The sequence below is a fragment of the Streptomyces lomondensis genome, assembly GCF_014651035.1.
GTDB classification, from domain to species: domain Bacteria; phylum Actinomycetota; class Actinomycetes; order Streptomycetales; family Streptomycetaceae; genus Streptomyces; species Streptomyces lomondensis.
Genome location: NZ_BMWC01000009.1, coordinates 87,419 through 110,466, shown reverse-complemented (window position 1 = coordinate 110,466; position 23,048 = coordinate 87,419). Strand labels below are relative to the sequence as shown.

Here is a 23,048-nt window from a genome sequence, read left to right as displayed (position 1 = left end):
CCCGTGACAAGGTCCGCCTGAGCCGCAGCGGCAGGTCTCGGGAGCCGACGCCTGGGCCGGCCGGCATCGCTGCCCCGCGATGCATCCTGCCCGCTTCCGATCAACCACTGCCCGCTTCCCTGCACATTCCTTTGGAAAATGCCAAAGCGTTCACCTGGGCCCAGCACTTTCCGTAGTGTCGTGCTCACGTTCGCGGGAACAGCCGTGCAGGGGGAGGGGATTCGGCGTGCCCGGAATCGACGAAAGTCTGCTGGAGGCCATGCGGCTGCCCGGTGCGCGCGGGGCCTCGGTCGTCGACTGGATCAGCGGTCTTGCCCTGGGCACGGTCGGCGACGCACCGGGCGGCGACCCGGAGGCGACGGCCGCGGAGACCGCCGAACTCGCCCGCCTCGCCACGGAGAGCGGCGCCCTCGCCCCGGGCGCCCTCGCCCCGGCCGCTGGCGCCCCGGGCGGACCGTCCCGCAAGGAACCACCCGTGCAGGACCTGATCATCACGACCGCCGACTCGTACCACCTGCTCAGGTTCGTCACCACGACCTTCGACAGCACCGTGTTCCTGCACTTATGGCTCGACCGCGCGGACGGCAACCTGGCCCTGGCCCGCATCCGGCTGGCCGAGTTGGCGGACCGACTGGTGCTCGGATGATCGCGTCGGCCCTGGTCCCACGCACGGACGAGCCGGCCTCGGCCCTGCTCCGCACCCTGGCGGCACAGCGCGCGAGCGGCGCCATGTCCACCGAGTCGGGGATCGTCTACGTCGCGTCGGGACACGTCGTCCACGTCGAATCCGCCGTCACGCCCGACCTCGGCGACCTGCTCACGCACAGCGGCGCGCTCGCCCCGGACGGCTGGTGGCAGGCGATCGACCAGGCCGGCCGCCGCTGCCGGGTCGGCCGGCACCTGGTCGACAGCGGCCACCTTGCCGCCGGCGCGCTGGAACTGTGCCATCTCGGCGCCCTCTTCGACGCGGCGTACTTCGTCCTCGCCCACGACGGACCGGTGCTCCGCTTCCGCCCCGGAGTCGCGCACTGGCTCGGCGCGGTCCGCTCCGTACCCGTGGACACCGTCCTGCGCGAGTCGAGACGCCGCCGCGAACTGCTGCACCGCATCTGGCCCGAACCCGCCATCGACCTGGCCCCGCTCGCCCGGGTGCCGGGCGACCCTGTGGACCTGCCGGCCCGCCGCAGACGGACCCTCGCCCAGGTCGACGGCGCCCGCACCGCCGCCCAGATCGCCACCGCCCTCGCCTGCCGCACCTTCCACACCCTCGTCGAACTCCGCCGCCTGGCCGCAGTCGGGCTCGTCGTCCCGGCAGGCACCGCAGGCACCGCCACCGCCACCGCGTCCGCCGAGCCGGGCCCCGCCCCCCTGCCGGGGACACCGGACGAACCCGACACCGCACTGCTGCGACGGGTCCTGCACGCCTTGGAGGCACTGTGATCCGCGCGCGACGACAGCGTGCCGAAAGGAGACTGCTCATGGCCGTCGAGACCGACGTCCTGGACGAACTACGCCGGCTCCGCACCCGCGTACCCGGGCTGACGGGCTCGCTCGCGGCCACCGTCGACGGACTCGTCGTCGCCCACGACGTGCCGGAGACCGAGCCGGAGGGGCTCGCGGCGCTCACCGCCGCCGCCCTGGGCGTCGCGTACCGCATGGCCGACGCCGCCGCCCGCGGCGACTTCCGCGAACTGCTCGTGCGGGGTTCCCACGGCTACGTCGCGACGTACGCGGCCGGGGCGACCGCCGTCCTCACCCTCCTCGCCGAGGACCGCGTCAACGTCGGCCGCCTCCACCTGGAGGGCCGGCGCAGCGGTGCCCGGATCGCGGATCTGGTGGCCACACGCGTCGGCCCGGGCACCGGCCGCCACGCCGGCCGGCCGACGCCGACTCCCGCCCCCGCTCCCGGGCCCGCTCCCGGCCCCGCGCCGGAAGAGCACCTCGCCACGGCACCCCCGGCCACGGCCCGCCCCATCGGCACCCTCCCGGTACGCACCCCGCAGCGGCCCACCCACCCGCCGCGTCCGCAGACCGGCACCTGAGCCGCCCGAACCCCGGACCGACCGAAGACCACCGACCGAGAGCCACCGACCGAAGAGTCACCGCACGAAAGGAACCGACCGCATGGCCAACACGGAGACCGCGCTGAAGGAATGCCTGAGCTCCATCGACGGAGCCACGGCCGCCGCCCTGGTCGACTACACCAGCGGCATGGCCCTCGGCACCCTCGGCGGCAGCAAGGACTTCGACCTGGAAGTCGCCGCCGCCGGCAACACCGACGTCGTACGGGCCAAGCTGCGCACCATGGAACACCTGGGACTGAAGGAGGAGATCGAGGACATCCTGATCACCCTGAACTCCCAGTACCACCTCATCCGCCTGCTCAAGGGCCGCGGGGGCAGCGGGCTGTTCCTCTACCTCGTGCTCGACGGGAGCCGGGCCAACCTGGCGATGGCCCGCCACCAGCTCCGCAGGATCGAAGCCGAGCTGGAGGTCTGAACCGGCACCACTACACGGGAGCCCTCCGCGACGGACCCGGCGCGGAGGGCACCGCGCTCTCCGTCGACTAGGCCGGAAGCCCCCCGAGCCACTCGATCAGCAGCCGGTTCGTCTCGGCCGGACGCTCCTGCTGAAGGAAGTGACCGCAGCCGTCGAGGACGTGAGAAGCCGTGAGTCCGGGCAGCGTGGTCGGGTACGCCTCGATCGCGTCGGCCAGCCAGGTCGTGGACGCGTCCAGGCCGCCGCCGACGAACAGCGACGGCTGCGTGACGGGCGCGCCGGCGAAGTCCGCCAGGTCCTGCCAGTCCCGGTCCATGTTCCGGTACCGGTTCAGGGCGCCGGTCATCCCGGTGCGCTCGGACTCCCCGGCATAGACGTCGAGATCGGCCTCGCTCAGCCAATGCGGCAGCCGGCCGACGGGGAACCGGTCGCGCAACCGGCCCCCGCGCGCCACGAAATGCGGGTCCGCTTCGGGCATCGTGTCCGGCGACAGGGCCGCGTAGAAGCCCGCGAGCCAGCCGCGCACATCGGGCTCGATCTCCGCCTCGGCCCGGCCGGGTTGCTGGAAGTAGGAGACGTAGAACTCCTCGTCGCCGCCCATCCGCGCGAAGACCTCGCTCGGCTTCGGGCCGCCGGGCGGCGTGTAGGGCACGCTCAGCAGTCCCACCGCGCGGAACACGTCCGGCCGGACCAGCGCGGAGGTCGCGGCGATGGTCGCGCCCCAGTCGTGCCCGACGAGCACGGCGGAGCGCTCGCCCAGCGCCTCCACGACGGCGACGTTGTCCGCCACCAGTTCGAGCATCCGGTAGGCGCCGACCTCCGCGGGCCGGGACGAGCGCCCGTAGCCGCGCACGTCGAGGGCCACCGCGCGGTAGCCGGCCGCGGCCAGGGCCGGCAGCTGGTGGCGCCACGCGTACCAGGACTCGGGAAAGCCGTGCAGCAGGAGCACCAGCGGCCCCTCACCCTGCTCCACGAGGTGGATACGGCCGGCCGGTGAAGGCACCAGGCGGTGCGTGCGGTCGACGGCGGACGTCTGCGGCATGGATCCTCCCGCGATCAGGAAAGAGGCGCTCGGTCCATCGATCATGCGGCGCCCGCCGCGACCCACACGAAGCCTGTTGCCGGTTCGGCAAAGGGCTCAGCCGTGGAACGTGATGTACCCGTTGCCGTCCCTGTCGGATCCGCTCTTGGTGTACGAGTGCACATCGGCGGGGCTGCCGGACGGCTTGTACACGTAGATCGTGTCCTTGTCGTTGTTCCACATGAAGTTGCAGTTGTCGCGGTACACGACGTTGTTCGCGTCGGAGTCGGACCCGTTGCCGCCGCGCAGCTTCACGTAGTCACCCGGCTGAAGGGTGTGGCTCGCGGTGAAGGTGAACTTGTTCCCCGCGGCGTCCTTGACGACGTACCCCTTGAGGTTCACCGTCGTCGAGCGCGAGTAGTTCTTGATCTTCAGGTACTCCTCGTCCGTGTTCCCCGTCCGGCAGTTGTTGGAGTCGCGGCCGGGAGCGTCGTACTGGACACCGCCGATCTTCAGTGCGGAGTTGTACTCGGCGGCCTGGGCCGGAACCGCCGTCAGGGCGGTCAGCACTCCGGCAGCGGCGGCCGTGGTGACGACAAGGCGTATACGCATGGACGTTCGTCCCCCCTTGCATGGCCCTCTGGTGAAGGCGATGTGATGGTTCGGTGAAGCGTCTGGATCGTACACGGTTCAAGTGCGCATAAGGGCGGGTCCGGTGACATTGCCACCGGACCCGCCCCGCGGGTGTACAGAAGGTCAGGCGCCGCTGGCGCGGAGCATGTCCTCACGCTCGACGATCTTCACGCGCTCGCGGCCCTCCGGCTCGCCCAGCGCCTTCTCCGCGGCGTCCAGCCGGTACCAGCCGTCCCAGGTGGTGAAGCGGATGTTGCGCTCGGCGAGGAACGCGTCCACGGCCTCCGGGCCGGGGGAGGTGGGCGTGTGCAGCCTGTCGTTCGCGTAGTCGTCCAGCAGATTCGACACCGTCTCGTTCGCGTCGCCCTTGGTGTGACCGATCAGGCCCACGGGGCCGCGCCGGATCCAGCCGGTGACGTACGTGGACTGCAGGTGCTCGCCGGACTCCTGCATGACCCGGCCGCCCTCGTCCGGGACGGTGCCGGAGTCGATGTCCCAGGGCAGCTTGGGGAGTTTGTCGGACAGGTAGCCCACCGCACGGTAGACCGCGGTGACGTCCCAGGTCTTGAACGTGCCGGCGCCCTTGACGTTGCCGGTGCCGTCGAGCTCCGTGCGCTCGGTGCGCAGGCCGACGACCCTGCCGTCCTCGCCGAGGATCTCCACCGGCGACTCGAAGAAGTGCAGGAAGAGCTTGTGGGGCCGGTCGCCGACGTCGCGGATCGCCCAGTTCTCCAGGGTCTTGGCGACCATGTCGGCCTGCTTGTTGCCGCGCCGGGTGGCGATCGAGCCCTCGTCGTAGTCGATGTCCTCGGGGTCGACGATGACCTCGATGTTGGGGGAGTGGTCCAGCTCCCGCAGCTCCATCGGGCTGAACTTCGCCTGCGCCGGGCCGCGGCGGCCGAACACGTGGATCTCCTTGGCCCGGTTGGCCTTCAGACCCTCGTAGACGTTCGGCGGGATCTCCGTCGGCAGCAGCTCGTCCGCCGTCTTGGCCAGCACGCGCGCGATGTCGAGCGCGACGTTGCCGACGCCGAGCACGGCGACCTTCTCCGCCTCCAGCGGCCAGGTGCGCGGCACGTCCGGGTGGCCGTCGTACCAGGACACGAAGTCGGCGGCGCCGTACGAGCCGTCGAGGTCGATGCCGGGGATGGACAGTGCCCGGTCGGCCATCGCGCCGGTGGCGAAGATCACGCCGTCGTAGAACGCGCGCAGGTCGTCCAGGCCGATGTCCGTGCCGTAGTCCACGTTGCCGAAGAGCCGGATCTGCGGCTTGTCGAGCACCTGGTGCAGGGCCGTGATGATGCCCTTGATCCGCGGGTGGTCGGGGGCGACGCCGTAGCGGATCAGGCCGAACGGCGCCGGCATGCGCTCGAAGATGTCGATGGACACGCCGGGTTCGGCGGCCACCTCGGACTTGAGCAGGGCGTCGGCGGCGTAGATCCCGGCGGGGCCGGATCCGACGATGGCTACCCGCAGGGGGCGGGGCATGGTCAGGTTCCCTTCGAGCGGCGACAAGCGATCTCGACGGGAAGCCTAAACTAAGGCAAGCCTAAGTCGGTATGCGGGTCCGGTCTATGAGCTCATAAGGCGACTTTATGAGCAGCCGTCCAGCGCCCGTTTCGGCCGCCTCACAGACATCGGGTGAACGGAGCGGCGACACCGAGCCGTTGGCGGACCGGGTCGCCGCCCAGTCAGCGCCGAGAGCTCGCGCGCCACCCCGGCCGGCGCCTTCCCCCGGCGGCGCGCCCTGCGGACCGCGATCGCCGCGACGGCCACCGCGGCCGTCGCAGCTGCCCGGGCGGGCACAGCCCGGTGACCGCTCACGGCAGCGGCTGTTCCGCCCAGATCACCTTCCCCGCGGGCAGATAACGCGTCCCCCAGCGTTCCGCGAGCTGTGCGACGAGGAACAGCCCCCGCCCGCCCTCGTCCGTCATGGTCGCGTACCGCAGGTGCGGCGAGGTGCTGCTGCTGTCGAACACCTCGCAGATCAGGTTGCGGTCGCGCAGCATCCGCACGTGGATGGGGCCGTCGCCGTACCGGAGCGCGTTGGTGACCAGCTCGCTCAGGATGAGCTCGGTGGTGAACGACAGCTCGTCCAGCCCCCATTCGGACAGCTGCCGGGTGACCGCCGCCCGCACCTGGCCCACGGCCGCCGGGTCGGCCGGCACCGGCCACTCGGCGACCCGGTCGGCGGCGAGCGCCCGGGTGCGCGCGACGAGCAGGGCGATGTCGTCGCTGGAGCGGGCGGTGAGCTGCGAGTCGAGCACGGTCCGGCAGGTGTCCTCGGGGGACCGGCCGGCCCGGCTCAGGGCCTCGCGCAGCATGTCCAGGCCGACATCGATGTCCCGCTCCCGGTCCTCGACCAGCCCGTCGGTGTAGAGGACGAGCCGGCTGCCCTCGGCCAGCTCCAGCTCCGCCGTCTCGAACGGCAGACCGCCGAGCCCGAGCGGGGGCCCGGCCGGCACCTCCGGGAACTCGACGGTGCCGTCGGGGTGGATCAGGGCCGGCGGCGGATGCCCGGCCCGCGCGACGGTGCAGCGCCGGGAGACCGGGTCGTAGACGGCGTACAGGCAGGTCGCGCCGGTGACCGGGGCGCTGCCCTCCGCCTCCGTCTCGTCCTGGTCGATGCGGCCGACCAGCTCGTCCAGCAGCGCGATCAGTTCGTCGGGCGGCAGGTCGAGGGCGGTGAAGTTGTGCACGGCGGTGCGCAGCCGCCCCATCGTGGCCGCGGCGTGCAGGCCGTGGCCGACGACGTCGCCGACCACGAGCGCGACCCGGGCGCCCGACAGCGGCAGTACGTCGAACCAGTCGCCGCCCACCCCGGCCTGCGCGGGCAGATAGCGGTAGGCGATCTCCAGCGCTCCCTGCTCGGGCAGGTTCCGGGGGAGCAGGCTGCGCTGGAGCGTCACGGCCATGCTGTGCTCGCGGGTGTAGCGGCGCGCGTTGTCGATGGAGACGGCGGCCCGCGCGACCAGCTCCTCCGCCAGGGCCAGCTCGTCCTCGTCGAAGGGTTCGGGCTTCTCGGAGCGCCAGAAGCTGACCACGCCCAGCACCAGCGTGCCGGCCCGCAGCGGCACGGTGATCAAGGAGTGGATGCCGTAGTCGACGATCTGCGCCGAGCGCTCCAGGTCCTGTGCCTGCCAGCCGGGGGCGTCGCTCAGCCGTGGTTCCAGGACGGGCCGGCCGGTGGCCAGGCTGCGGCCCTGCGGAGAGGAGTCGACGAACCTGATCCGCTCGCCGACGGCGTACAGCGGAGCGTCCTTGCGGATGCCGCCCAGCGCCGTCCGGCTCAGGGCGGCCGCCGCGTCCGGCTGCCCGCCGCCCAGCACCGCGTCGAAGAGGTCCACGGTGGCGAAGTCGGCGAACCGGGGCACGGCCAGCTCGGTCAGCTCCTCGGCCGTACGGGTCACGTCCAGGCTCGTCCCGATGCCCACTCCGGCGTCGTACAGCATGTTGAGCCGCTCGCGCGCGGTCTCGGCCCGGCCGGACAGGGCACGCAGCTCGGTGGAGTCGCGCAGGGTGGCGACACTGCCGGGCGGGCCGCCCGCACGGTCCGTGGTCCGCTGGTTGACGGCCAGAAGCCGGTCCCCGACGAGATGCACCTCGTCCGTGGCGACGCGCCCGGAGGCCAGCAGCTCGGCGGTTCCCGGGTCGAGGCCCAGGCTGAGGACGTGCCGGCCCTCGGCATCGGCGGGCAGCCCGAGCAGCCGGTGCGCCTCGTCGTTGGCGAGCACCAGGGTGCCCCCGTCGTCGACGATGAGCACGCCCTCGCGGACGGCGTGCAGCACGGCGTCGTGGTGTTCGTACATCCGGGTCATCTCGTGCGGCCCGAGGCCGTGTGTCTGGCGCAGCAGCCGCCTGCTCACCAGCGCGGCACCCGCGGTCGCCAGGGCGAGCGCCGCGGCGGCGGCGGAGAGCACGAGCGGCAGCTGCTGGTCGGCGGTGCCGCCGACGTTCGCGGTGGTGATTCCCGCCGACACCAGGCCCACGACCCGGCCGTCGGGGTCCTTCACCGGCACCACGGCCTGCACGAGGGGGCCGATGGTGCCGGTGATCTCCTCGGTCACCGACTCCCCGGCCAGCGCGGGCGCGAGCGTCCCGACGAACTGCTTCCCGATCCGGTCCGGCCTGGGGTGGGTGTAGCGGATCCCGTCGGTGTTCATCACCACGACGAAGTCGACCTTGGACCGCTCACGGGCGGCCTCGGCACGCGGCTGGAGCACGGCCGTGGGATCGGGGCTCTCCAGCGCCTCGACCGTGCCCGGCGCGTTGGCGAAGGTCTCCGCGACGGCGAGCGAACGGTTGCGGGCCTCCTGCGTCGTGTCGTGCCGCACCTGAAGCACCAGGGCCACCACGGCCGCCACGACCAGCAGCAGCACGATCACCACGACCAGCAGGAACACCTGTCCGGCGACACTGCGCCCGCCCAGCACCGACCGCAGCCCCGCCAGTGGATGCCACCGTGACGGGCCCGCCTCCCGCCGCTGCCGTGCGGACGGCGCAGCGCCGGGCCGCAGGGGCGATCGAGTCCCGGATCGACCCAAGAGTCGGACCATGTGCCATGTCTACACTGCCCGGCCCCGGGAGGCGAGGGGCATCACCCATGGTGACAGGGGGCCCTCACGGTTTCGTCACGACTCCGGGCCGGCACGGGCTCGCGGCCCTCCGGAAAAGGTACGACGGCTTCAGGCGCCCAGCGAGCGGGCGAGTTCGGTCGTGGCCCGGGCGATCTCCGTGTCCTCGTCCGCCATCAGCCGGCCGAGGTCGGCGCGCCGGTCCCGCACCGCCTGGCGCGCCGCACGCTCCCACGCCACCGGGTTCTCCCGGTGGTTCAGCAGCTTCGGATAGACGGCGGCGGTGCTCTCCCACTGACGGGCCTCGGCGATGCTCCTGAGCAGCTTGATGATCTCGGCGCGGCAGGTCACCTGCGGCAGCTTCGCCAGCTCCCACAGGAACGGAACCGTGGCGGCGGTCGCCTGCTCCACGACGAAGCCGAACTGGCAGATCCGCTTGCGCAGGTCGTCGAGGGCGGACCGGGCGGTGTCGGCGTCACCCCAGGCGATGCCGTTGAGCAGCAGGGGAATGGCCGCCGCCGAACCGGTGGAGTCCTGGATGTCGCCCCAGGGCACGCGGTCCAGTGCCGTGAGCGGCGTGGTCCGGGCCACCCCGGTCGGGGCGTCGGGGCGCTCGCCGCTCGGGTGTTCCGTCGAAGCGCTGCGCATGGCGTGGGGCCTTTCCGCGGCAGTCGTGTCAGATGGGTGGACAGGTCGACAACCTGGCCCAGACCGTCTTGCCCGCCGGGGGACTGGGGGCCCAGCCCCACTCCTCGGAGAGGGCGTCGACGATGCACAGGCCGCGGCCGTGCTCCTCCAGGGAGGAGCCGGCAGGCGCGTACACGGGCGGATGGTCGTCGGGGTCGGAGACGGTGACCAGCAGGTACGTGGGGTCCAGGAGGAATCCGAGCCGGATCTCCGGCGCACCCGCGACACCCACCGCACCCGACGCCCTCGGCGCCGCGTGCGTCGCGGCGTTGGCGGTGAGCTCGGTGATGACGAGGGTGGCGTCGTCACAGCGGTGGTCGAGCGACCACACGTGCAGGGTGTCACGCGTGAAGGACCGGACGCGCGCGAAGCCTTCCCGGCTGCACTCGACGCTGAGGACGGCCGAGGCGGACAGGGCGGCGGGAAGCCGCGGCACCGTCTCCGGCATCGGGGGCGGGCTCCCGTACGGCGTCGCCTCGTACGGCGTCACCGTGCGGGGGCCGGGCGGGAAGCCGTCGGCCGTCCCGGATGCGCCTGCGTGTGCCGCAGCCCCATTCGGCGGCCGGAGCACATGCTGCGCAGGTGATGACACGGCATCTCCCCGATGCGACGTCAGGACGCGGCGCCAGCCCGGGGGTTGACGCCGCAGCTATTATCCACGCTGAACGGCGCTCGCGTGCAATTGCACGAGAAATTGCGTGAAAATCGAGCCGTTGTGGGTACGCAAGCCGGGACGAACACGGCCGGAGAGCAAGGAGACCGCGGTGGCACCAGTGCGGAACGGAGTGCAGGCAAGCTCGTTGGACGCCTGCTGGATCAAGAGCCGGCACAGCAACGCCGAGGGCAACTGCGTCGAGGTCGCCCCTCTCGTCGACGGGGGGATCGCCCTGCGCAACTCCCGTGACCCCGACGGGCCCGCCCTCGTCTACACGGCTGCCGAGGTGGCGGCGTTCCTGGCCGGGGCGAAGGACGGCGAGTTCGACCATCTGGTGTGAGCGGCGGCGCCGGCCCGGCCGATTGCGATAGTGTAAGTCGCCCTTGTGCCGGTCTGCTGGGAGTCAGGATGTCCGCCGCGTCGCATCGCCTCTCCCGTCTGGAACCCTATCTGGACAGGCCCGAGCCGGCGCCGACTCTGCTGAAGATGCTGGTCGGTGTGCAGCTCGCCGGCTTCCGTGAGGACGCCGGGCTCGCCCAGGACCAGGCGGCGCGCGCTGTCGGGTTCAGTGCCGCGAAACTGTCCCGCATCGAGTCCGGCAAGGGCCGCCGCCCGCCGACGGAGAGTGACGTCCGGGCGCTGCTGGAGCTGTACGGCACCGACGCGTACGAGGCCTCGGTGCTGATCAAGCTGCTCCAGCGCGCCGGTGAGCCGGGCTGGTGGCAGCGGTACGACAAGCGGCTGATGCCCGAGTGGTTCGACCGGCTGGTCGGACTCCAGGAGGCCGCCGCCACCATCCGTACCTTCGAGATCCAGTACGTGCCCGGCCTGCTCCAGACCCCCGCCTACACCAGGGCCGTGGTGGAGCGGGGCCTGCCGAACGCGCCCGCCGGCGAGGTCGAGCGGCGCGTCGAACTGCGCAGGAACCGGACGCAGTTGCTGTTCCGGTCCGACGCTCCGCAGCTCTGGGCGATCATCGACGAGTCCGTCCTGCTGCGCGTCCTGGGCAGCACCGACGTGATGCGCGAACAGCTCGCGCACCTCGTCGAGATGGCCCAGCGCAGCAACGTGACGGTGCAGATCGTGCCGCTGAGCGTCACGAACGCCTCCGCGCCCGCCATCCCGGTGACGTATCTGCGCTTCGGCGGCCTCGACCTTCCCGACGTGGTCTACCTGGAGCACATCAGAAGCGCCAACTTCCTGGAGGACCGCGACGAGACGGAGGAGTACCGGATCGCGCTGGACCGCCTCGCCGACGAGGCGCTCAAGCCGCGTGACTCCCTCGAACTGCTGCGCCGGACGATGGAGCAGCGCTACCCGTGACGCGCGGCTGCCTCGCGCGGGACGCCGGCCGTCCCGCGCGAGGCAGCTCGCTCACTTCTCCAGGGGAACCCGCCCCACACCGCCGAACTCGATCCACTCGTGGGTGAGCTGGCGGGGCGCCACCTCCGTGTCCGGACGCCAGGTGGACACCTCCACCAGGCCCGGTTCGAGGATCTCCAGGCCCTCGAAGTAGGCGGCCACGTCCTTCTCCTCGCGCACCCGGCCCCAGTGCCCCTGGGTCGCCTGGTCCATGAAGTTCGTGACGAAGTCGCGGACCTCGGGGTCCTCGCTGACCAGCTGGCACATCACCATGAAGCTGCCCGGCGCGAGCCGTTCCCGGATGCGGCGGGCCACCGCGAGCGGCCCGTCGGTGTCGCTGTCCGGGATGCAGTGGAACACCGAGTTGAACAGCACGCACACCGGCTGGGAGAAGTCGATCAGCCGCTTGGTGTCGGGGTGGTCGAGGATCAGGTCGGTCTCGCGCATGTCCGCGTGGATGACGGCGGTGCGCTCGTCCTGCTCCAGCAGCGCACGGCCGTGGACCAGCACCATGGGGTCGTTGTCGACGTACACCACGTGGGTCGTGGGGTCGATGCGCTGGGCGACCTGGTGCACGTTGTCCTGCGTCGGCAGGCCGGAGCCGTGGTCGAGGTACTGCCGGATGCCGTACTCCTCGGACAGGGTCCGCACGACCCGCTGGAGGAAGCGCCGGTTGTTCAGGGCCAGGCGGCGCGTGCTCGGCACGACCTTGTCGAGCTCCTCGCACGCGGCGCGGTCGGCCGCGTAGTTGTCCTTGCCGCCCAGGTAGTAGTCGTACATGCGCGCTGCCGTCGGCACGTTCGCGTCGATCTCGGTGGACAACTGCTTGTCGGAATGCATCGTTCCCCCTGCAAGGTGCCGCGCCAACGGTCTGGCTGGACAGGAAGTACATCCTAGGGAGCGGGAGTTGGGCCGTGCCAGCCCACCGGCGAACTGCCCTCGATCGAACGACAAGATGATCCTCTCGGTGGCGCAGCGTGCCTGCTGTGTCACTCTTCGCCACTGCTCCGCGGCTGCCGTCCGGCGCATTAATGTGGAAATACGAGAACTCATCGGGAGTCCGAGAACTCATCGGGAGTCGAGGACGGTCTGCAGGAAACCGCTATTCTCACTGGCTCCGGCCGCATTCCCAGGAGAAATCATGGGCGACTATTACGACCTCGGGACCCACAGCCGTCCCGTCAGCACGTCCTCAGCCGAAGCCCAACTCTGGTTCGACCGCGGCCTGGTGTGGACGTACGCCTTCCACCACGAGGAAGCCGTCGCCTGTTTTGAAAAGGCGGCCGCGGCCGACCCCGAGTGCGCGATGGCTTATTGGGGTATCGCCTACGCGCTCGGCCCGAACTACAACAAGCCCTGGGAATTCTTCGACGACGACGAACTCGTACGCACCGTCGAGCGCACGCACCACGCCGTCGAACGGGCCCACGACAGAGCCGCCCGCGCCACCCCGGTCGAACACGCCCTCATCGGCGCGCTGCGTGCCCGCTACCCACAGGCGGAGGCCGTCGAGGACTGCTCGGTGTGGAACGAGCCCTACGCGGACGCGATGCGCGCGGTGTACGAACTGGCGCCCGGCGACCCGGACATCGCCACCCTCCACGCCGACGCCCTGATGAACCTCACCCCCTGGCAGCTGTGGGACCTGAGGACCGGACAGCCGGCCGAGGGCGCCCGCACCCTGGAGGCCAGGGCCGTACTGGAAAGCGCGCTCGGCACCGACGCCGGGGCGGGACACCCCGGCGTCCTGCACCTGTACATCCACCTGATGGAGATGTCCCCGACGCCGGAACAGGCGCTCACCGTCGCCGACCGGCTGCGCGGGATCGTGCCCGACGCCGGGCACCTGCACCACATGCCCTCGCACCTCGACGTCCTGTGCGGCGACTACCGCCGGGTCGTGGCGGCCAACAGCGACGCGATCGCCGCCGACGAGAAGTTCCACCAGCGGGCCGGCGCCATGAACTTCTACACCCTCTACCGGGCGCACAACTACCACTTCAAGATCTACGGAGCGATGTTCCTCGGGCAGGGGCAGGTCGCCCTGGACACCGCCGCCCGGCTGGAAGCCGCCATCCCGGAGGAACTGCTCCGGGTGCAGAGCCCGCCCATGGCCGACTGGCTCGAAGGCTTCCTGGCCATGCGCGTCCACGTACTGATCCGCTTCGGCCGCTGGACCGAGATCCTCGCCTTGCCGGCCCCCGCCGACCCGGAGCTGTACTCCGTGACCACCGCCATGCGGCACTACGCCCGCGGTGTCGCCCTCTCGGCCACCGGCGAGGTCGCCCGGGCCGAGGCCGAGCGCGAGCTCTTCCGGGCGGCGGTGAGCCGGGTGCCCGAGACGCGGATGCTGTTCAACAACACCTGCCGGGACATCCTCGCCATCGCGGCGGCCATGCTGGACGGAGAGCTCGAATACCGCAGGGGCAACCACGACCTCGCCTTCGCCGCCCTGGAGCGGTCCATCGAGCTGGACGACAACCTCCCCTACGACGAGCCCTGGGGCTGGATGCAGCCCACCCGCCACGCCTACGGCGCACTGCTGCTGGAACAGGGCCGGGTGGCGGAGGCCGAGGCGGTCTACCGCGCCGACCTCGGCCTCGACGACACGCTGCCCCGCCCCCTCCAGCACCCCGGCAACGTCTGGTCCCTGCACGGCTTCCACGAGTGCCTGCTGCGGACGGGCAGGACCGGCGAGGCGGCCCTCGTGGCCCAGCAGCTCAAGCTGGCGAGCGCGCTGGCCGACGTACCGATCCAGGCGTCCTGCTTCTGCCGCCTGGACACCGCCCCCGGGCCCCAGCAGGCCGAGGGGTGCTGCCACTGACCTCGCTCAACCCCCGGCCGGCGACGGCCGGACCGGCAGCGGGCGCATCAGGACGACGCCGTACACGACGAGCCACACCACCCACATCAGCCAGCCGACGAGGCCGAGGAGACCGAGCGGGCCGGCGTGGTCGATGACCAGCGGGGTGAGGACCGCCGAACCGGACAGCAGCGCGGCCGACACCAGACCCCAACGGCCGTGCCACGGCCGGATCAGCCCCGCACGCAGGCCGGCCAGGGACAGGCCGGCCAGCGCGACCGCCAGGAAGGTGCCGTTGAGGGTGAACAGGGCGTCGTGCAGGGCCCACAGGCTCGTGGCCGCGCCGACGCCGTCCGCGGCTGTCGACGCGAGCGCCAGCCGGATCGCGACGACCCCGGCGAAGACGGCGTTCTGGAGGAGGAGCCCGGCGAAGCCCAGCAGGGCCCAGGCCTCGCCCCGGTCCCGCTCAGACCGCCACAGCACACGCACCGCCCCCGCGCCGAACAACGTGGCCAGTACCCAGGCCACTGGGGTGACCGCGGACCCGATGCCGACCAGGTCCCCGTGCGTTCGGAAGAACTCGTCCACTTCCCCGATACCGGCGCCGGTGCGCGGCAGGCCGGCCGGGACCAGGACCACGTTTCCGGCGACGATCAGGAAGGCGAAGCCCAGGGCGGCGAGGCCGCTGACCCGGGCGAAGTTCGCGGAGGCCGGGGCGGTCCCCGACTGGGTACGTAACATATATTGATTATAGACTGCGTAAAGCGAATGAGAGAACGAGAGAAAGGGGCCGGGCATGACCGAGGGACCGGGGCGGCGGCGGTACGACTCGCTGCGCCGGACGGCGCAGGCGCAGCAGACCCGCGCCGACGTCGCCCGCGCCGCGCTGCGGCTGTTCGTCTCCCACGGGTGGGCGGCGACGACGGTGCGGGATGTGGCCCGCGAGGCGGGGGTGTCCGTACCGACCGTCTACGCCGCGTACGGCAACAAGTCCGGACTGACCCGGGCGCTGGCCGACGCGGCCGATCTCTCGGCCGACGTGCCGCAGTTGGTCGCCGAGCTGGAGGCCGCCACGACGGACCCCGCCCGGCAGCTCGCCGCGATGGCCCGCTACGACCGGCGCCTGTACGAGCGCGCCGGCGAGATCATCAGGCTCGTCCGGGAAGCGGGCCGCTCCGAGCCGGAGCTGGCCACGCTCTACCACGACAGCCGTGTCCGCGGAGATCAGACGAGGGTGCAGGTCTTCTCCTCCTGGCCGGCCGGTGTCCTGCGCCCCGGCCTCGACGTGCCGTCCGCGGTCGACGTCTACGCCGCGCTGTGCAACATCGACGTCTACACCGTGCTGACCGGAGAACGCGGCTGGGCGCCCGACCGGGTCGAGCGGTGGTGGTGCGGGGCGCTGGTACGTGAACTGCTGGACTGACCGTCAGCGCCCCGGCATGTTTGGGTTGCCGTGTCCAAGGTCACTCGGACCGTGACCCCGAAGTCGGACACGGCTGGGAGTGAGCGAACCGTGGCTGGAGAGCAGAAGGCCAAGGCGAAGAAGGAACAGGCCAAGGGAAAGGCCAAGGAGGCCGTCGGCCGCGCGGTGGGCAACGAGCGGCTGGAGGCCAAGGGCCGTACGAAGCAGTCGAAGGGCGACGCTCGGCAGGCCAAGGAGAAGACGAAGGACGTCTTCAAGCACTGAGTTTTCAAGCACTGAGATCATGAAACCTGTCCGGGCTGGTCACAGCCCGGACAGGACCATGTCGGGCCGCGTCGCGGCGGTTGTCCGGAACGAAGGTGACGGACAGGGATTGGCAGAATCCCGGATTGTCCAGGGCCGGTGGCAGGACGAGTATGGCCGGACATGGAGAGACGGCGTCCGTTCCCGCACGAGGCGCGCAGCGCCGCCGAGTTCGTGGCCTGCATGCGAGCGCTCAAGCAAGAGGCCGGACTGACCTACCGGCAGTTGGAGGCCAACGCGGAACAACGCGGGGACGTGCTGGCGCGCAGCACCGTGGCCGATGTGCTGCGGCGGGACACGCTGCCCCGTGCGGAAGTGGTCGCCGCGTTCGTCCGGGCCTGCGGCAGGGGCGAGGAGACCGCCGACTGGCTGGACGCCAGAAACCGGCTGACCGCCGCCGAGCCGCCGCCCGGGGACGAGGAACCGGCGCCGGCACCCGCCGTCCGGCCGTCGGTCGCGGCCCGGATCACGAACCGGCGGACCCTCGCCGCCTCGGCCGGCGCCGCCCTGCTGCTCGCCGCCGTAGGAGCCTGGGCGCTGCTGCCCGACGACACGGGCGACCGGGACGGGACGACGAACGCCGCCGGCGTGGCACCGCGCCCCGCACCCTCCGCCTCCCCCCACTCCACCACCGACGTCGACGGCCCGGCAGCGGGACGGTCCCGGATCCGGCCGGCCCTGGCACCCGAGCTGTGCGTCACCGAAGGCCACGACCGCAAGGGCCGCTACCGGAGCCAGGTCGCCGTCCAACGCCCCTGCGCCGACGCCACACCGCCTGACCTCTCCCTGGTGGCTGTCGGCACCACAGGCTCGTACTACATCCAGTGGCGCCACCCCGTGCACGGCGACGCGTGTCTCACCGCACTGGGCAGCGGCCACGTGGTCGAGGGGCTGCTCGAACCCTGGCCCTGGGAGAGTTGCTCGGCGGACCGCACCAGCCAGCACTTCTACTTCGACCCGGCCGGCGACACGGAGGCCGACGGCTATCGGATCCACGTGGTGCAGAACGGGATGTGCCTCGGCGTCAACGGCACCGACGACCGGGCGGCGGGCGCCGAGATCGCCCAGCAGCGGTGCACGGGTGCACGGGATCAGGAGTTCCTGGTGGAGGCCGCCGACTGACACCCGCGTCAGGCCGTGACCACGTGGGTCTCCTCCAGGGGAAAGTGGCATGCCGCGCCGTGGAGCGGCGCACGCGGCACCGGCGCGGGGACGACCTCGGCGCACACGTCCCGCGCCTGCGGGCACCGGGTCCGGAACCGGCATCCGGACGGCGGGTCGGCCGGTGACGGGATCTCGCCGGTGAGCACGATGCGCTGCCTCCGGCGCCCGCCGCCGGCGACGGGGGAGGGGGCCGCCGACAGGAGCGCCTCCGTGTACGGGTGGCGCGGCCGCTCGTAGACCTCCTCCGTCGGGCCCGTCTCCACGATCCGGCCCAGGTACATCACGGCGACCCGGTCGGCGAGGTGCCGCACCACGGACAGGTCGTGCGAGATGAACACGTACGACAGCCCCAGCTCGTCCCGCAGGTCGCACAGGAGGTTGAGCACCTGTGCCTGCACCGACAGGTCCAGCGCGGAGACGGGCTCGTCGCAGACGATCACCTCGGGCTCCAGCGCCAGGGCCCGGGCGATCCCGATCCGCTGCCGCTGCCCACCGGAGAACTCGTGCGGCAGGCGGCGCGCGTCCGAGGCGCGCAGGCCGACCATCTCCAGCAGTTCGGCCACCCGCGCCGCCCGCTTTGGCGCGGGCACGAGCACGCGGTGGGTCAGCCAGGGCTCGCCGATCAGATCCGCGGCGGTGAGGCGCGGGTCGAGCGAACCGAACGGGTCCTGGAACACCATCTGCACCCTCCGGCGCCAGGCGAGCAGTTCCGCACCCGACAACGCGAACGGGTCGACGCCGTCGTACCGCACACGGCCCGCGTCGGGCCGTTCCAGCCGCAGGAGGACCCTGGCCAGCGTCGACTTCCCGCAGCCGGACTCGCCGACGAGCCCGAGCGTCTCCCCGCGCCCCAGGGTCAGGTCCACACCGTCCAGGGCCCGCAGCCGGGTGCCGCCCCGCAGCGTCCGCCGGACCGTGAAGCTCTTGGCCAGGCCGGTGGCCTCCAGCAGTGCCGCGTGCTCAGGCATCGGCCAGTTCCTTCCCGAAGTGGCAGGCGGCGGCCCGTCCGGCCGCGGTGCCGGTCAGCGCCGGCCGGTGCGTGGCGCAACGCTCCCGGGCCATGGGGCAGCGCGTACGGAAGGCACAGCCGGCCGGCACCGCACCCGGCTCCGGCGGGCTCCCGGGGATGGAACTCAGGCGAGCGCCCCGCTGCTGCTCGGCCGGTACCGACGCCAGCAGGCCACGGGTGTACGGGTGATGGGGCCTGCCGAGCACCTCGGCGACCGGCCCGGTCTCCACCACCGTCCCGGCGTACATGACGGCGACCCGGTCCGCGTGCTCGGCGGCGAGTCCGAGGTCGTGCGTGATGAGGACGAGCGCCATCCGCTGTTCGCCGCGCAACTCGCCGAGGAGGTCCATGATCTGCGCCTGCACGGTGACGTCCAGTGCCGTCGTGGGCTCGTCGGCGATCAGGACCTTCGGCCGCAGGGCGACCGCCGTCGCGATCAGCAGGCGCTGCCGCATCCCGCCGGAGAACTGGTGCGGGTGGGCGTCCGCCCGGGAGCGGGCCTCCGGGATGCCCACGCGCTCCATCAGCTCCACCGCCCTGGCCCTCGCCGCGCGCCGGGACAGGCCCTCGTGGATGCGGAACGGCTCGGCGAGCTGGGTGCCGACCGTGAGGACGGGGTTCAGCGCACTGAGCGCGTCCTGGAAGACCATGGCGAGACCCGGGCCCGCCAGCCGGCGTCTGGCCCGTGCTCCGAGCCCGAGCAGGTCCACGCCGTCCAGGAGCACCTGCCCGCCCACCACCTCCGCGACCGGGTCGAGCAGACCGGCGACGGCGTGCGCGGTCATGCTCTTGCCGCAGCCGGACTCGCCCAGCAGCGCCAGCGTCTCGCCCGAGCGTACGGCGAAGCTCACCCGGCGGACGACGTGGACGGGGCCGGCCGGGGTGTGGACGTCCACGGACAGGCCGTCCACGACCAGGACATCGCCACCGCCGGCGGCCTTGCCCGTCGTAGCCGCGGCGAGACCACCAAGGCTCCCCGGCACCGCACGCCCGCCGTCTCCGGCTGCGGCGTGCTTGTGGTCTTCGGCTGTGCTGTCGGCTGCGGCGTGCTTGTGGTCTTCGGCTGTGCTGTCGGCTGCGGCGTGCTTGTGGTCTTCGGTTGTGCTGTCGGCTGCGGCGTGCTTGTGGTCTTCGGTTGTGCTGTCGGCTGCGGCGTGCTTGTGGTCTTCGGCTGTGCTGTCGGCTGCGGCGTGCTTGTGGTCTTCGGTTGTGCTGTCGGCCGCGGCGTGCTTGTGGTCTTCGGTTGTGCTGTCGGCCGCCGCCTGCTCGCTGTCTCCGGCCGCGCTGCCGGTCGCCGCCTGCTCGCCCCCTCCGCCCGGGCTGTCGGCGGCGCCGCGCCGGTCGTCTTCGGCCGCGCTGCCGGCCGCGGCACGCTCCCCGTCTTCGACCGCACGGCCCGCCCCCGACCGCCCCCGGTCGCCACGCGCCCCCCGCGGACGCCGCCCGAGTGCCTCCCGCCAGCGCTGTCCCGGGTCGGTCGTCAGCCGGGCCCACGAGGCGAGAACGGTCGCCGACACGGTCGTGACGACGATCGCGAGACCCGGGAACAGCGCGATCCACCACGCACTCTGCAACTCCTGCCGCCCCTGCGCCACCATCAACCCCCAGCTGACGTCCGGCGGTTGGATGCCGATGCCGAGGAAGCTCAGCGACGACTCGGCCAGCATCACGAAGCAGAAGTCGAGCGCGGCGACGGTGAGCAGCGTGGGCAGCACGCTCGGCGCGACATGCCGCCGGATGGCCGCCCAGCTGCCCGTGCCGAACGTACGGGCCGCGTCCATGAACAGCCGGCTGCGCAGCTCCGCCGCCTCCGCCCGGGCCGTGCGCAGGTACACGGGGATCCGGGCCACGGCCAGCACCAGCACCAGGCTCGCGGCGCTCGGCGAGAAGACGTACAGCACGACCACGGCCAGCAGCAGGGAGGGGAAGCTGAGGATCACGTCGGCCACCCGCAGCGACACGTTCTCGCGCCAACCACCGTGGTATCCCGCCCACATGCCCCACACCGAGCCGATGACGAGCGAGCACAGCACGGCGGGCACCGCCACGGCCAGGGTCGTCCCGGCCGCGGCCAGCAGCCGCGCGGCGACGGGCCGGCCGAGCGAGTCGCTGCCGAGGACGAAGGCCCAGCCGTGGTCGAGGCTGAACGGTGGCCGGCCCGGGGCGCGCAGGTTCTGACGGGTCGCCAGCTCCCCCGCCAGCAGCGGCCCGAGGACCGCGCACAGTGCGACGACGACCAGCACCAGGGCCGCCGCGCAGGCGAACCGGTCCCGGAGCAGCAGGGCGAACCACCGCCGCCGTACGGCCGGACCGCCGGCCTCGGAAGTGTCGAGCATGTCCCGTCCTTGGCTCATGCCGCCGCCCGCTGCCGTATCCGCGGGTCGAGGAGCGCGTGGCAGAGGTCCACGAGGATGTTGAGGGCGAAGATCGCCAGAGCGGTCACGAGCACCGCCGCCTGCAGCACCGCGAAGTCGCGCTGGAGCACCGAGTCGATCATGAGCTTGCCGATCCCGGGCCAGCCGAAGATCGTCTCGACGACGACCGCCCCGTTGACCAGCCCCACGGCCAGGTCACCGGCGACGGTGAGCGCCGGCGCGGCCGCGTTGCGCAGGGCGTGCCCGAAGACCACCCGGACCTCGGAGGCTCCCTTGCCGCGCGCCACCTTCACATACGGGGCGGACAGCGCGGAGACCATGGCGCCCCGCACCACCTGGACCAGCACCCCGAACGGCCGGATGAGCAGGGTCGCCACGGGCAGGACCCACGCCGCCGCGCCGCTCGTGCCCGAGGTGGGCAGCCAGCCCAGGGTGACCGCGAAGACCAGCACGCCCATGATGGCGATCCAGAAGTCGGGCACGCTGGCCGCCGTCGAGGACAGGAAGCTTGCGATCCGGTCCGTGGCCGAGTTGGGGCGGTAGGCCGCCAGGCTCCCGATGACGACGGCGCCCGCGATGGCCAGCAGCATCGTCCAGCCGGCCAGTTGCAGGGTCGCGGGGAACGCCCGCAGGACGGCCTCGCCCGCCGGCTGCGCCGTGCGCAGCGACTCGCCGAAGTCGAGGTGGGCGACCTGGGCGAGATAGTCGCCGAACTGGGTGATCAGCGGGTCGTCCAGGCCGTTGCGGGCGGCGAACTCGGCCCGCATCTCGGGCGTCGCGCTCAGCGGCAGGTACAGGTTGGCGGGGTCTCCGGTGAGGCGGGCCAGGAAGAACACGCCGAGGACCACGAACAGCAGCGGGATGACACTGGAGACCGCGCGGCGGCGCAGCAGGGTCAGCATGTGATGTCCCCCCCTCAGCCCGCGCGGCGCATGTCGGCGAGCCGCATCTCGTCGTTGGTGGCGGAGTCGGGCCGGTAGCGGACCTTGGGGGAGAGAGCCAGCAGACCGGTCATGTTGGCCATCACGGCGTCCCGTACGACCTTGTCGTTCTGGTGGGCGAACGCGTCCGCGAACGCCTTCTGCCGCTTCCCGCCCGAGGCGAGTTCGGCCTGCTCGATGAGCGTGTCGAACTCGGCGGTGCCGTAGCTGCTCTGGGCGCCCTCGCTGCCGTAGATCTGGCCCATCGTGAACGCGGCGTCGCCCGCCTGGTTGCCGTGCTGCGCCTGGAGCAGGGTGGGGCCGGTGTCGCCGGCGGGGAAGGGGCGCAGCAGGTACTCCAGCCAGGCGTTGACGTCGAGCATCCTGATCCTGACCTTCAGCCCGGCCTTGATCAGGCCGTCCTGGACGACCTCCATCGCCTCGGCGGCCTTCGGGTAGATGCCGGTGCGGCCGATGAGGGTGAGGGTGGTGTCGGTGCGGACCCCGTCGGCACGGGCCTCGGCGACCAGTCGCCTGGCGCGTTCCGGGTCGTAGGGCCACGGCCGGACGCCCGGGTTGTAGCCGGTGACGCCCTTCGACACGAGCTGCCCGGTGGGTCGGCCGGCGAAGACCGCCGTGGTCAGGCCCTCCCGGTCGATGGCGTAGTTGACGGCCCGTCGGACGCGGATGTCGTCGAGCGGCGGCTCGGTGGCGTCCATCCGCAGGTAGGAGACCTCGTTGGTGGCGAACTCCACGGCCCGGTCGCCGGCCCCGTCCTCGGGCGCGAGCCCGATCGCCACATCCGCCTCGTCGTTCGTCACCATCGCGGCCCGCACACTGCCCTCGGCGCGCCAGACATACGTGGCAGCGGTGAAGTCGGGGGTCTTGCCCCAGTAGCCGGGGAAGCGTTTGAGCCGCAGGTAACGGCCCTGGTTCCACTCGTCGATCCGGTAGGGGCCCGTGCCGACCGGCTCGCGCACACGGGAGTCGGGGTCGGTGGTCGTCGGCACGATCTCGACGAAGGACAGGCGCAGCGGAAGGATCGGGTCGGGCTCCTTCGTGGTGACCCGGAGCGTGGTCCCGCCGACGGGCGTGGCGGTCAGCTCGCTGTCCGCGAAGATGTAGCCGTCGACGTTGCAGTCGATCCCCGAGTCCGTGGCGCGTTCGATCGAGAACGCCGCTGCGGCCGCCGTGAACGGGGAGCCGTCGTGGAAGGTGACGCCCTCGCGGAGGGTGAAGGTCCATGAAGTCGCCGATGTGCGGGTCCACTTGGTGGCGAGGGCGGGTTGCAGGCGCCCGGTGGACGCGTCGCGCTCGGTGAGGGCCTCCGTGATGTTGGCCCGCGTCACCCGGCCCGTCGCGGTCAGCGAGGCGTCGCAGGGTTCGAGTGTCGGCGGTTCCTCGGGGAGGACGATGCGCAAGGCGTCCGGGCCGCCGCCGATGGGATCGGCACCGGCGACCGAGCAACCGGAGACGGCGAGCAGGACGACGAGGGACGTGACGATCGCATGACTGCGGGCTGCGCCTGAACCGGCCACTGTGCCTCCGCGTTCGCTCCCGTACACAACAGAGAACGTCGTTTAGATATATGGACGGTCATTATTGGGGTGGCGAGGCGGA

At 72.0% G+C, this 23,048-nt stretch carries 22 protein-coding genes and 1 pseudogene; 10 read left to right on the top strand and 13 right to left on the bottom strand.

What is annotated here, in order from left to right; translation table 11 throughout:
- The first annotated feature begins 226 nt into the window (after positions 1-226).
- The 4 genes from IE255_RS27480 to IE255_RS27465 all read left to right on the top strand — a co-directional run bounded on the left by IE255_RS27480 (position 227) and on the right by IE255_RS27465 (position 2,499).
- Positions 227-646, top strand: coding sequence for a hypothetical protein (locus tag IE255_RS27480; RefSeq protein ID WP_190053059.1), 420 nt, complete (start codon positions 227-229; stop codon positions 644-646).
- Positions 643-1,440: a hypothetical protein gene (locus tag IE255_RS27475; RefSeq protein ID WP_190053058.1), complete on the top strand. Its 798-nt coding sequence runs from the start codon at positions 643-645 to the stop codon at positions 1,438-1,440. Before IE255_RS27480 ends, IE255_RS27475 begins: the two co-directional genes overlap by 4 nt.
- A 38-nt stretch (positions 1,441-1,478) precedes the next feature.
- A complete protein-coding gene (locus IE255_RS27470; protein ID WP_190053057.1) occupies positions 1,479-2,042 on the top strand; it encodes a roadblock/LC7 domain-containing protein in 564 nt (187 codons plus the stop codon).
- An 82-nt stretch (positions 2,043-2,124) separates the two neighbouring features.
- Positions 2,125-2,499, top strand: coding sequence for a roadblock/LC7 domain-containing protein (locus IE255_RS27465; protein WP_190053056.1), 375 nt, complete (start codon positions 2,125-2,127; stop codon positions 2,497-2,499).
- A gap of 67 nt (positions 2,500-2,566) precedes the next feature.
- Here IE255_RS27465 and IE255_RS27460 read toward each other — a convergent pair whose 3' ends face one another.
- From IE255_RS27460 to IE255_RS27435, 6 genes are all read right to left on the bottom strand, one after another.
- Complete coding sequence (locus tag IE255_RS27460) at positions 2,567-3,541, bottom strand: alpha/beta fold hydrolase (protein WP_190053055.1); 975 nt, start codon at positions 3,539-3,541, stop codon at positions 2,567-2,569.
- 96 nt (positions 3,542-3,637) lie between these two features.
- Positions 3,638-4,132 carry a lamin tail domain-containing protein gene (locus IE255_RS27455; protein WP_190053054.1) on the bottom strand — a complete coding sequence of 165 codons (495 nt, stop codon included), beginning with the start codon at positions 4,130-4,132 and terminating at the stop codon, positions 3,638-3,640.
- Positions 4,133-4,276: 144 nt separating this feature from the next.
- Positions 4,277-5,641 (bottom strand): FAD-dependent oxidoreductase, encoded by a 1,365-nt coding sequence (locus IE255_RS27450; protein ID WP_190053053.1) that lies wholly within the window; start codon positions 5,639-5,641, stop codon positions 4,277-4,279.
- 332 nt (positions 5,642-5,973) lie between these two features.
- Positions 5,974-8,709, bottom strand: coding sequence for a SpoIIE family protein phosphatase (locus IE255_RS27445; RefSeq protein WP_190053052.1), 2,736 nt, complete (start codon positions 8,707-8,709; stop codon positions 5,974-5,976).
- Between the two features lie 129 nt (positions 8,710-8,838).
- Positions 8,839-9,375: a hypothetical protein gene (locus IE255_RS27440; RefSeq protein WP_190053051.1), complete on the bottom strand. Its 537-nt coding sequence runs from the start codon at positions 9,373-9,375 to the stop codon at positions 8,839-8,841.
- 28 nt (positions 9,376-9,403) lie between these two features.
- Positions 9,404-9,862 carry an ATP-binding protein gene (locus IE255_RS27435; protein WP_190053050.1) on the bottom strand — a complete coding sequence of 153 codons (459 nt, stop codon included), beginning with the start codon at positions 9,860-9,862 and terminating at the stop codon, positions 9,404-9,406.
- A 316-nt stretch (positions 9,863-10,178) separates the two neighbouring features.
- On the opposite strand from IE255_RS27435, the gene IE255_RS27430 reads away from it, so the two are divergent.
- On the top strand, positions 10,179-10,409 hold the full coding sequence (locus tag IE255_RS27430) for a DUF397 domain-containing protein (protein ID WP_190053049.1): 231 nt from the start codon (positions 10,179-10,181) through the stop codon (positions 10,407-10,409).
- Positions 10,410-10,477: 68 nt separating this feature from the next.
- The gene (locus IE255_RS27425; protein WP_190053048.1) at positions 10,478-11,392 is read left to right on the top strand and encodes a helix-turn-helix domain-containing protein; all 915 of its coding nucleotides are present in this window, start codon (positions 10,478-10,480) and stop codon (positions 11,390-11,392) included.
- Between the two features lie 51 nt (positions 11,393-11,443).
- On the opposite strand, the gene IE255_RS27420 is transcribed toward IE255_RS27425, so the two are convergent.
- On the bottom strand, positions 11,444-12,271 hold the full coding sequence (locus IE255_RS27420) for an SAM-dependent methyltransferase (RefSeq protein ID WP_190053047.1): 828 nt from the start codon (positions 12,269-12,271) through the stop codon (positions 11,444-11,446).
- Between the two features lie 301 nt (positions 12,272-12,572).
- On the opposite strand from IE255_RS27420, the gene IE255_RS27415 reads away from it, so the two are divergent.
- A complete protein-coding gene (locus IE255_RS27415; RefSeq protein WP_190053046.1) occupies positions 12,573-14,255 on the top strand; it encodes a hypothetical protein in 1,683 nt (560 codons plus the stop codon).
- A 6-nt stretch (positions 14,256-14,261) separates the two neighbouring features.
- Here IE255_RS27415 and IE255_RS27410 read toward each other — a convergent pair whose 3' ends face one another.
- The gene (locus IE255_RS27410) at positions 14,262-14,975 is read right to left on the bottom strand and encodes a 2-oxoglutarate/malate transporter (protein ID WP_229906619.1); all 714 of its coding nucleotides are present in this window, start codon (positions 14,973-14,975) and stop codon (positions 14,262-14,264) included.
- Positions 14,976-15,030: 55 nt separating this feature from the next.
- Here IE255_RS27410 and IE255_RS27405 point away from each other — a divergent pair, with 55 nt between their 5' ends.
- The 3 genes from IE255_RS27405 (at position 15,031) to IE255_RS27395 (ending at position 17,082) form a co-directional block, all read left to right on the top strand.
- Complete coding sequence (locus IE255_RS27405; RefSeq protein ID WP_190053045.1) at positions 15,031-15,657, top strand: TetR/AcrR family transcriptional regulator; 627 nt, start codon at positions 15,031-15,033, stop codon at positions 15,655-15,657.
- A gap of 90 nt (positions 15,658-15,747) precedes the next feature.
- The gene (locus tag IE255_RS27400) at positions 15,748-15,921 is read left to right on the top strand and encodes a CsbD family protein (protein ID WP_190053044.1); all 174 of its coding nucleotides are present in this window, start codon (positions 15,748-15,750) and stop codon (positions 15,919-15,921) included.
- A 162-nt stretch (positions 15,922-16,083) separates the two neighbouring features.
- On the top strand, positions 16,084-17,082 hold the full coding sequence (locus IE255_RS27395) for an XRE family transcriptional regulator (protein WP_229906618.1): 999 nt from the start codon (positions 16,084-16,086) through the stop codon (positions 17,080-17,082).
- A gap of 8 nt (positions 17,083-17,090) precedes the next feature.
- Here IE255_RS27395 and IE255_RS27390 read toward each other — a convergent pair whose 3' ends face one another.
- The 5 genes and pseudogenes from IE255_RS27390 to IE255_RS27370 form a co-directional block, all read right to left on the bottom strand.
- Positions 17,091-18,092, bottom strand: a complete 1,002-nt coding sequence (locus IE255_RS27390; protein ID WP_190053043.1) for an ABC transporter ATP-binding protein — start codon at positions 18,090-18,092, stop codon at positions 17,091-17,093.
- Complete coding sequence (locus tag IE255_RS27385; RefSeq protein WP_372487573.1) at positions 18,085-19,050, bottom strand: ABC transporter ATP-binding protein; 966 nt, start codon at positions 19,048-19,050, stop codon at positions 18,085-18,087. Before IE255_RS27385 ends, IE255_RS27390 begins: the two co-directional genes overlap by 8 nt.
- 588 nt (positions 19,051-19,638) lie before the next feature.
- Positions 19,639-20,469, bottom strand: a pseudogene (locus IE255_RS39980) (ABC transporter permease); the annotation flags it as partial.
- A gap of 14 nt (positions 20,470-20,483) precedes the next feature.
- Positions 20,484-21,410, bottom strand: coding sequence for an ABC transporter permease (locus tag IE255_RS27375; protein WP_190053042.1), 927 nt, complete (start codon positions 21,408-21,410; stop codon positions 20,484-20,486).
- Between the two features lie 14 nt (positions 21,411-21,424).
- The gene (locus tag IE255_RS27370) at positions 21,425-22,966 is read right to left on the bottom strand and encodes an ABC transporter substrate-binding protein (protein WP_190053041.1); all 1,542 of its coding nucleotides are present in this window, start codon (positions 22,964-22,966) and stop codon (positions 21,425-21,427) included.
- Positions 22,967-23,048 lie beyond the last annotated feature (82 nt).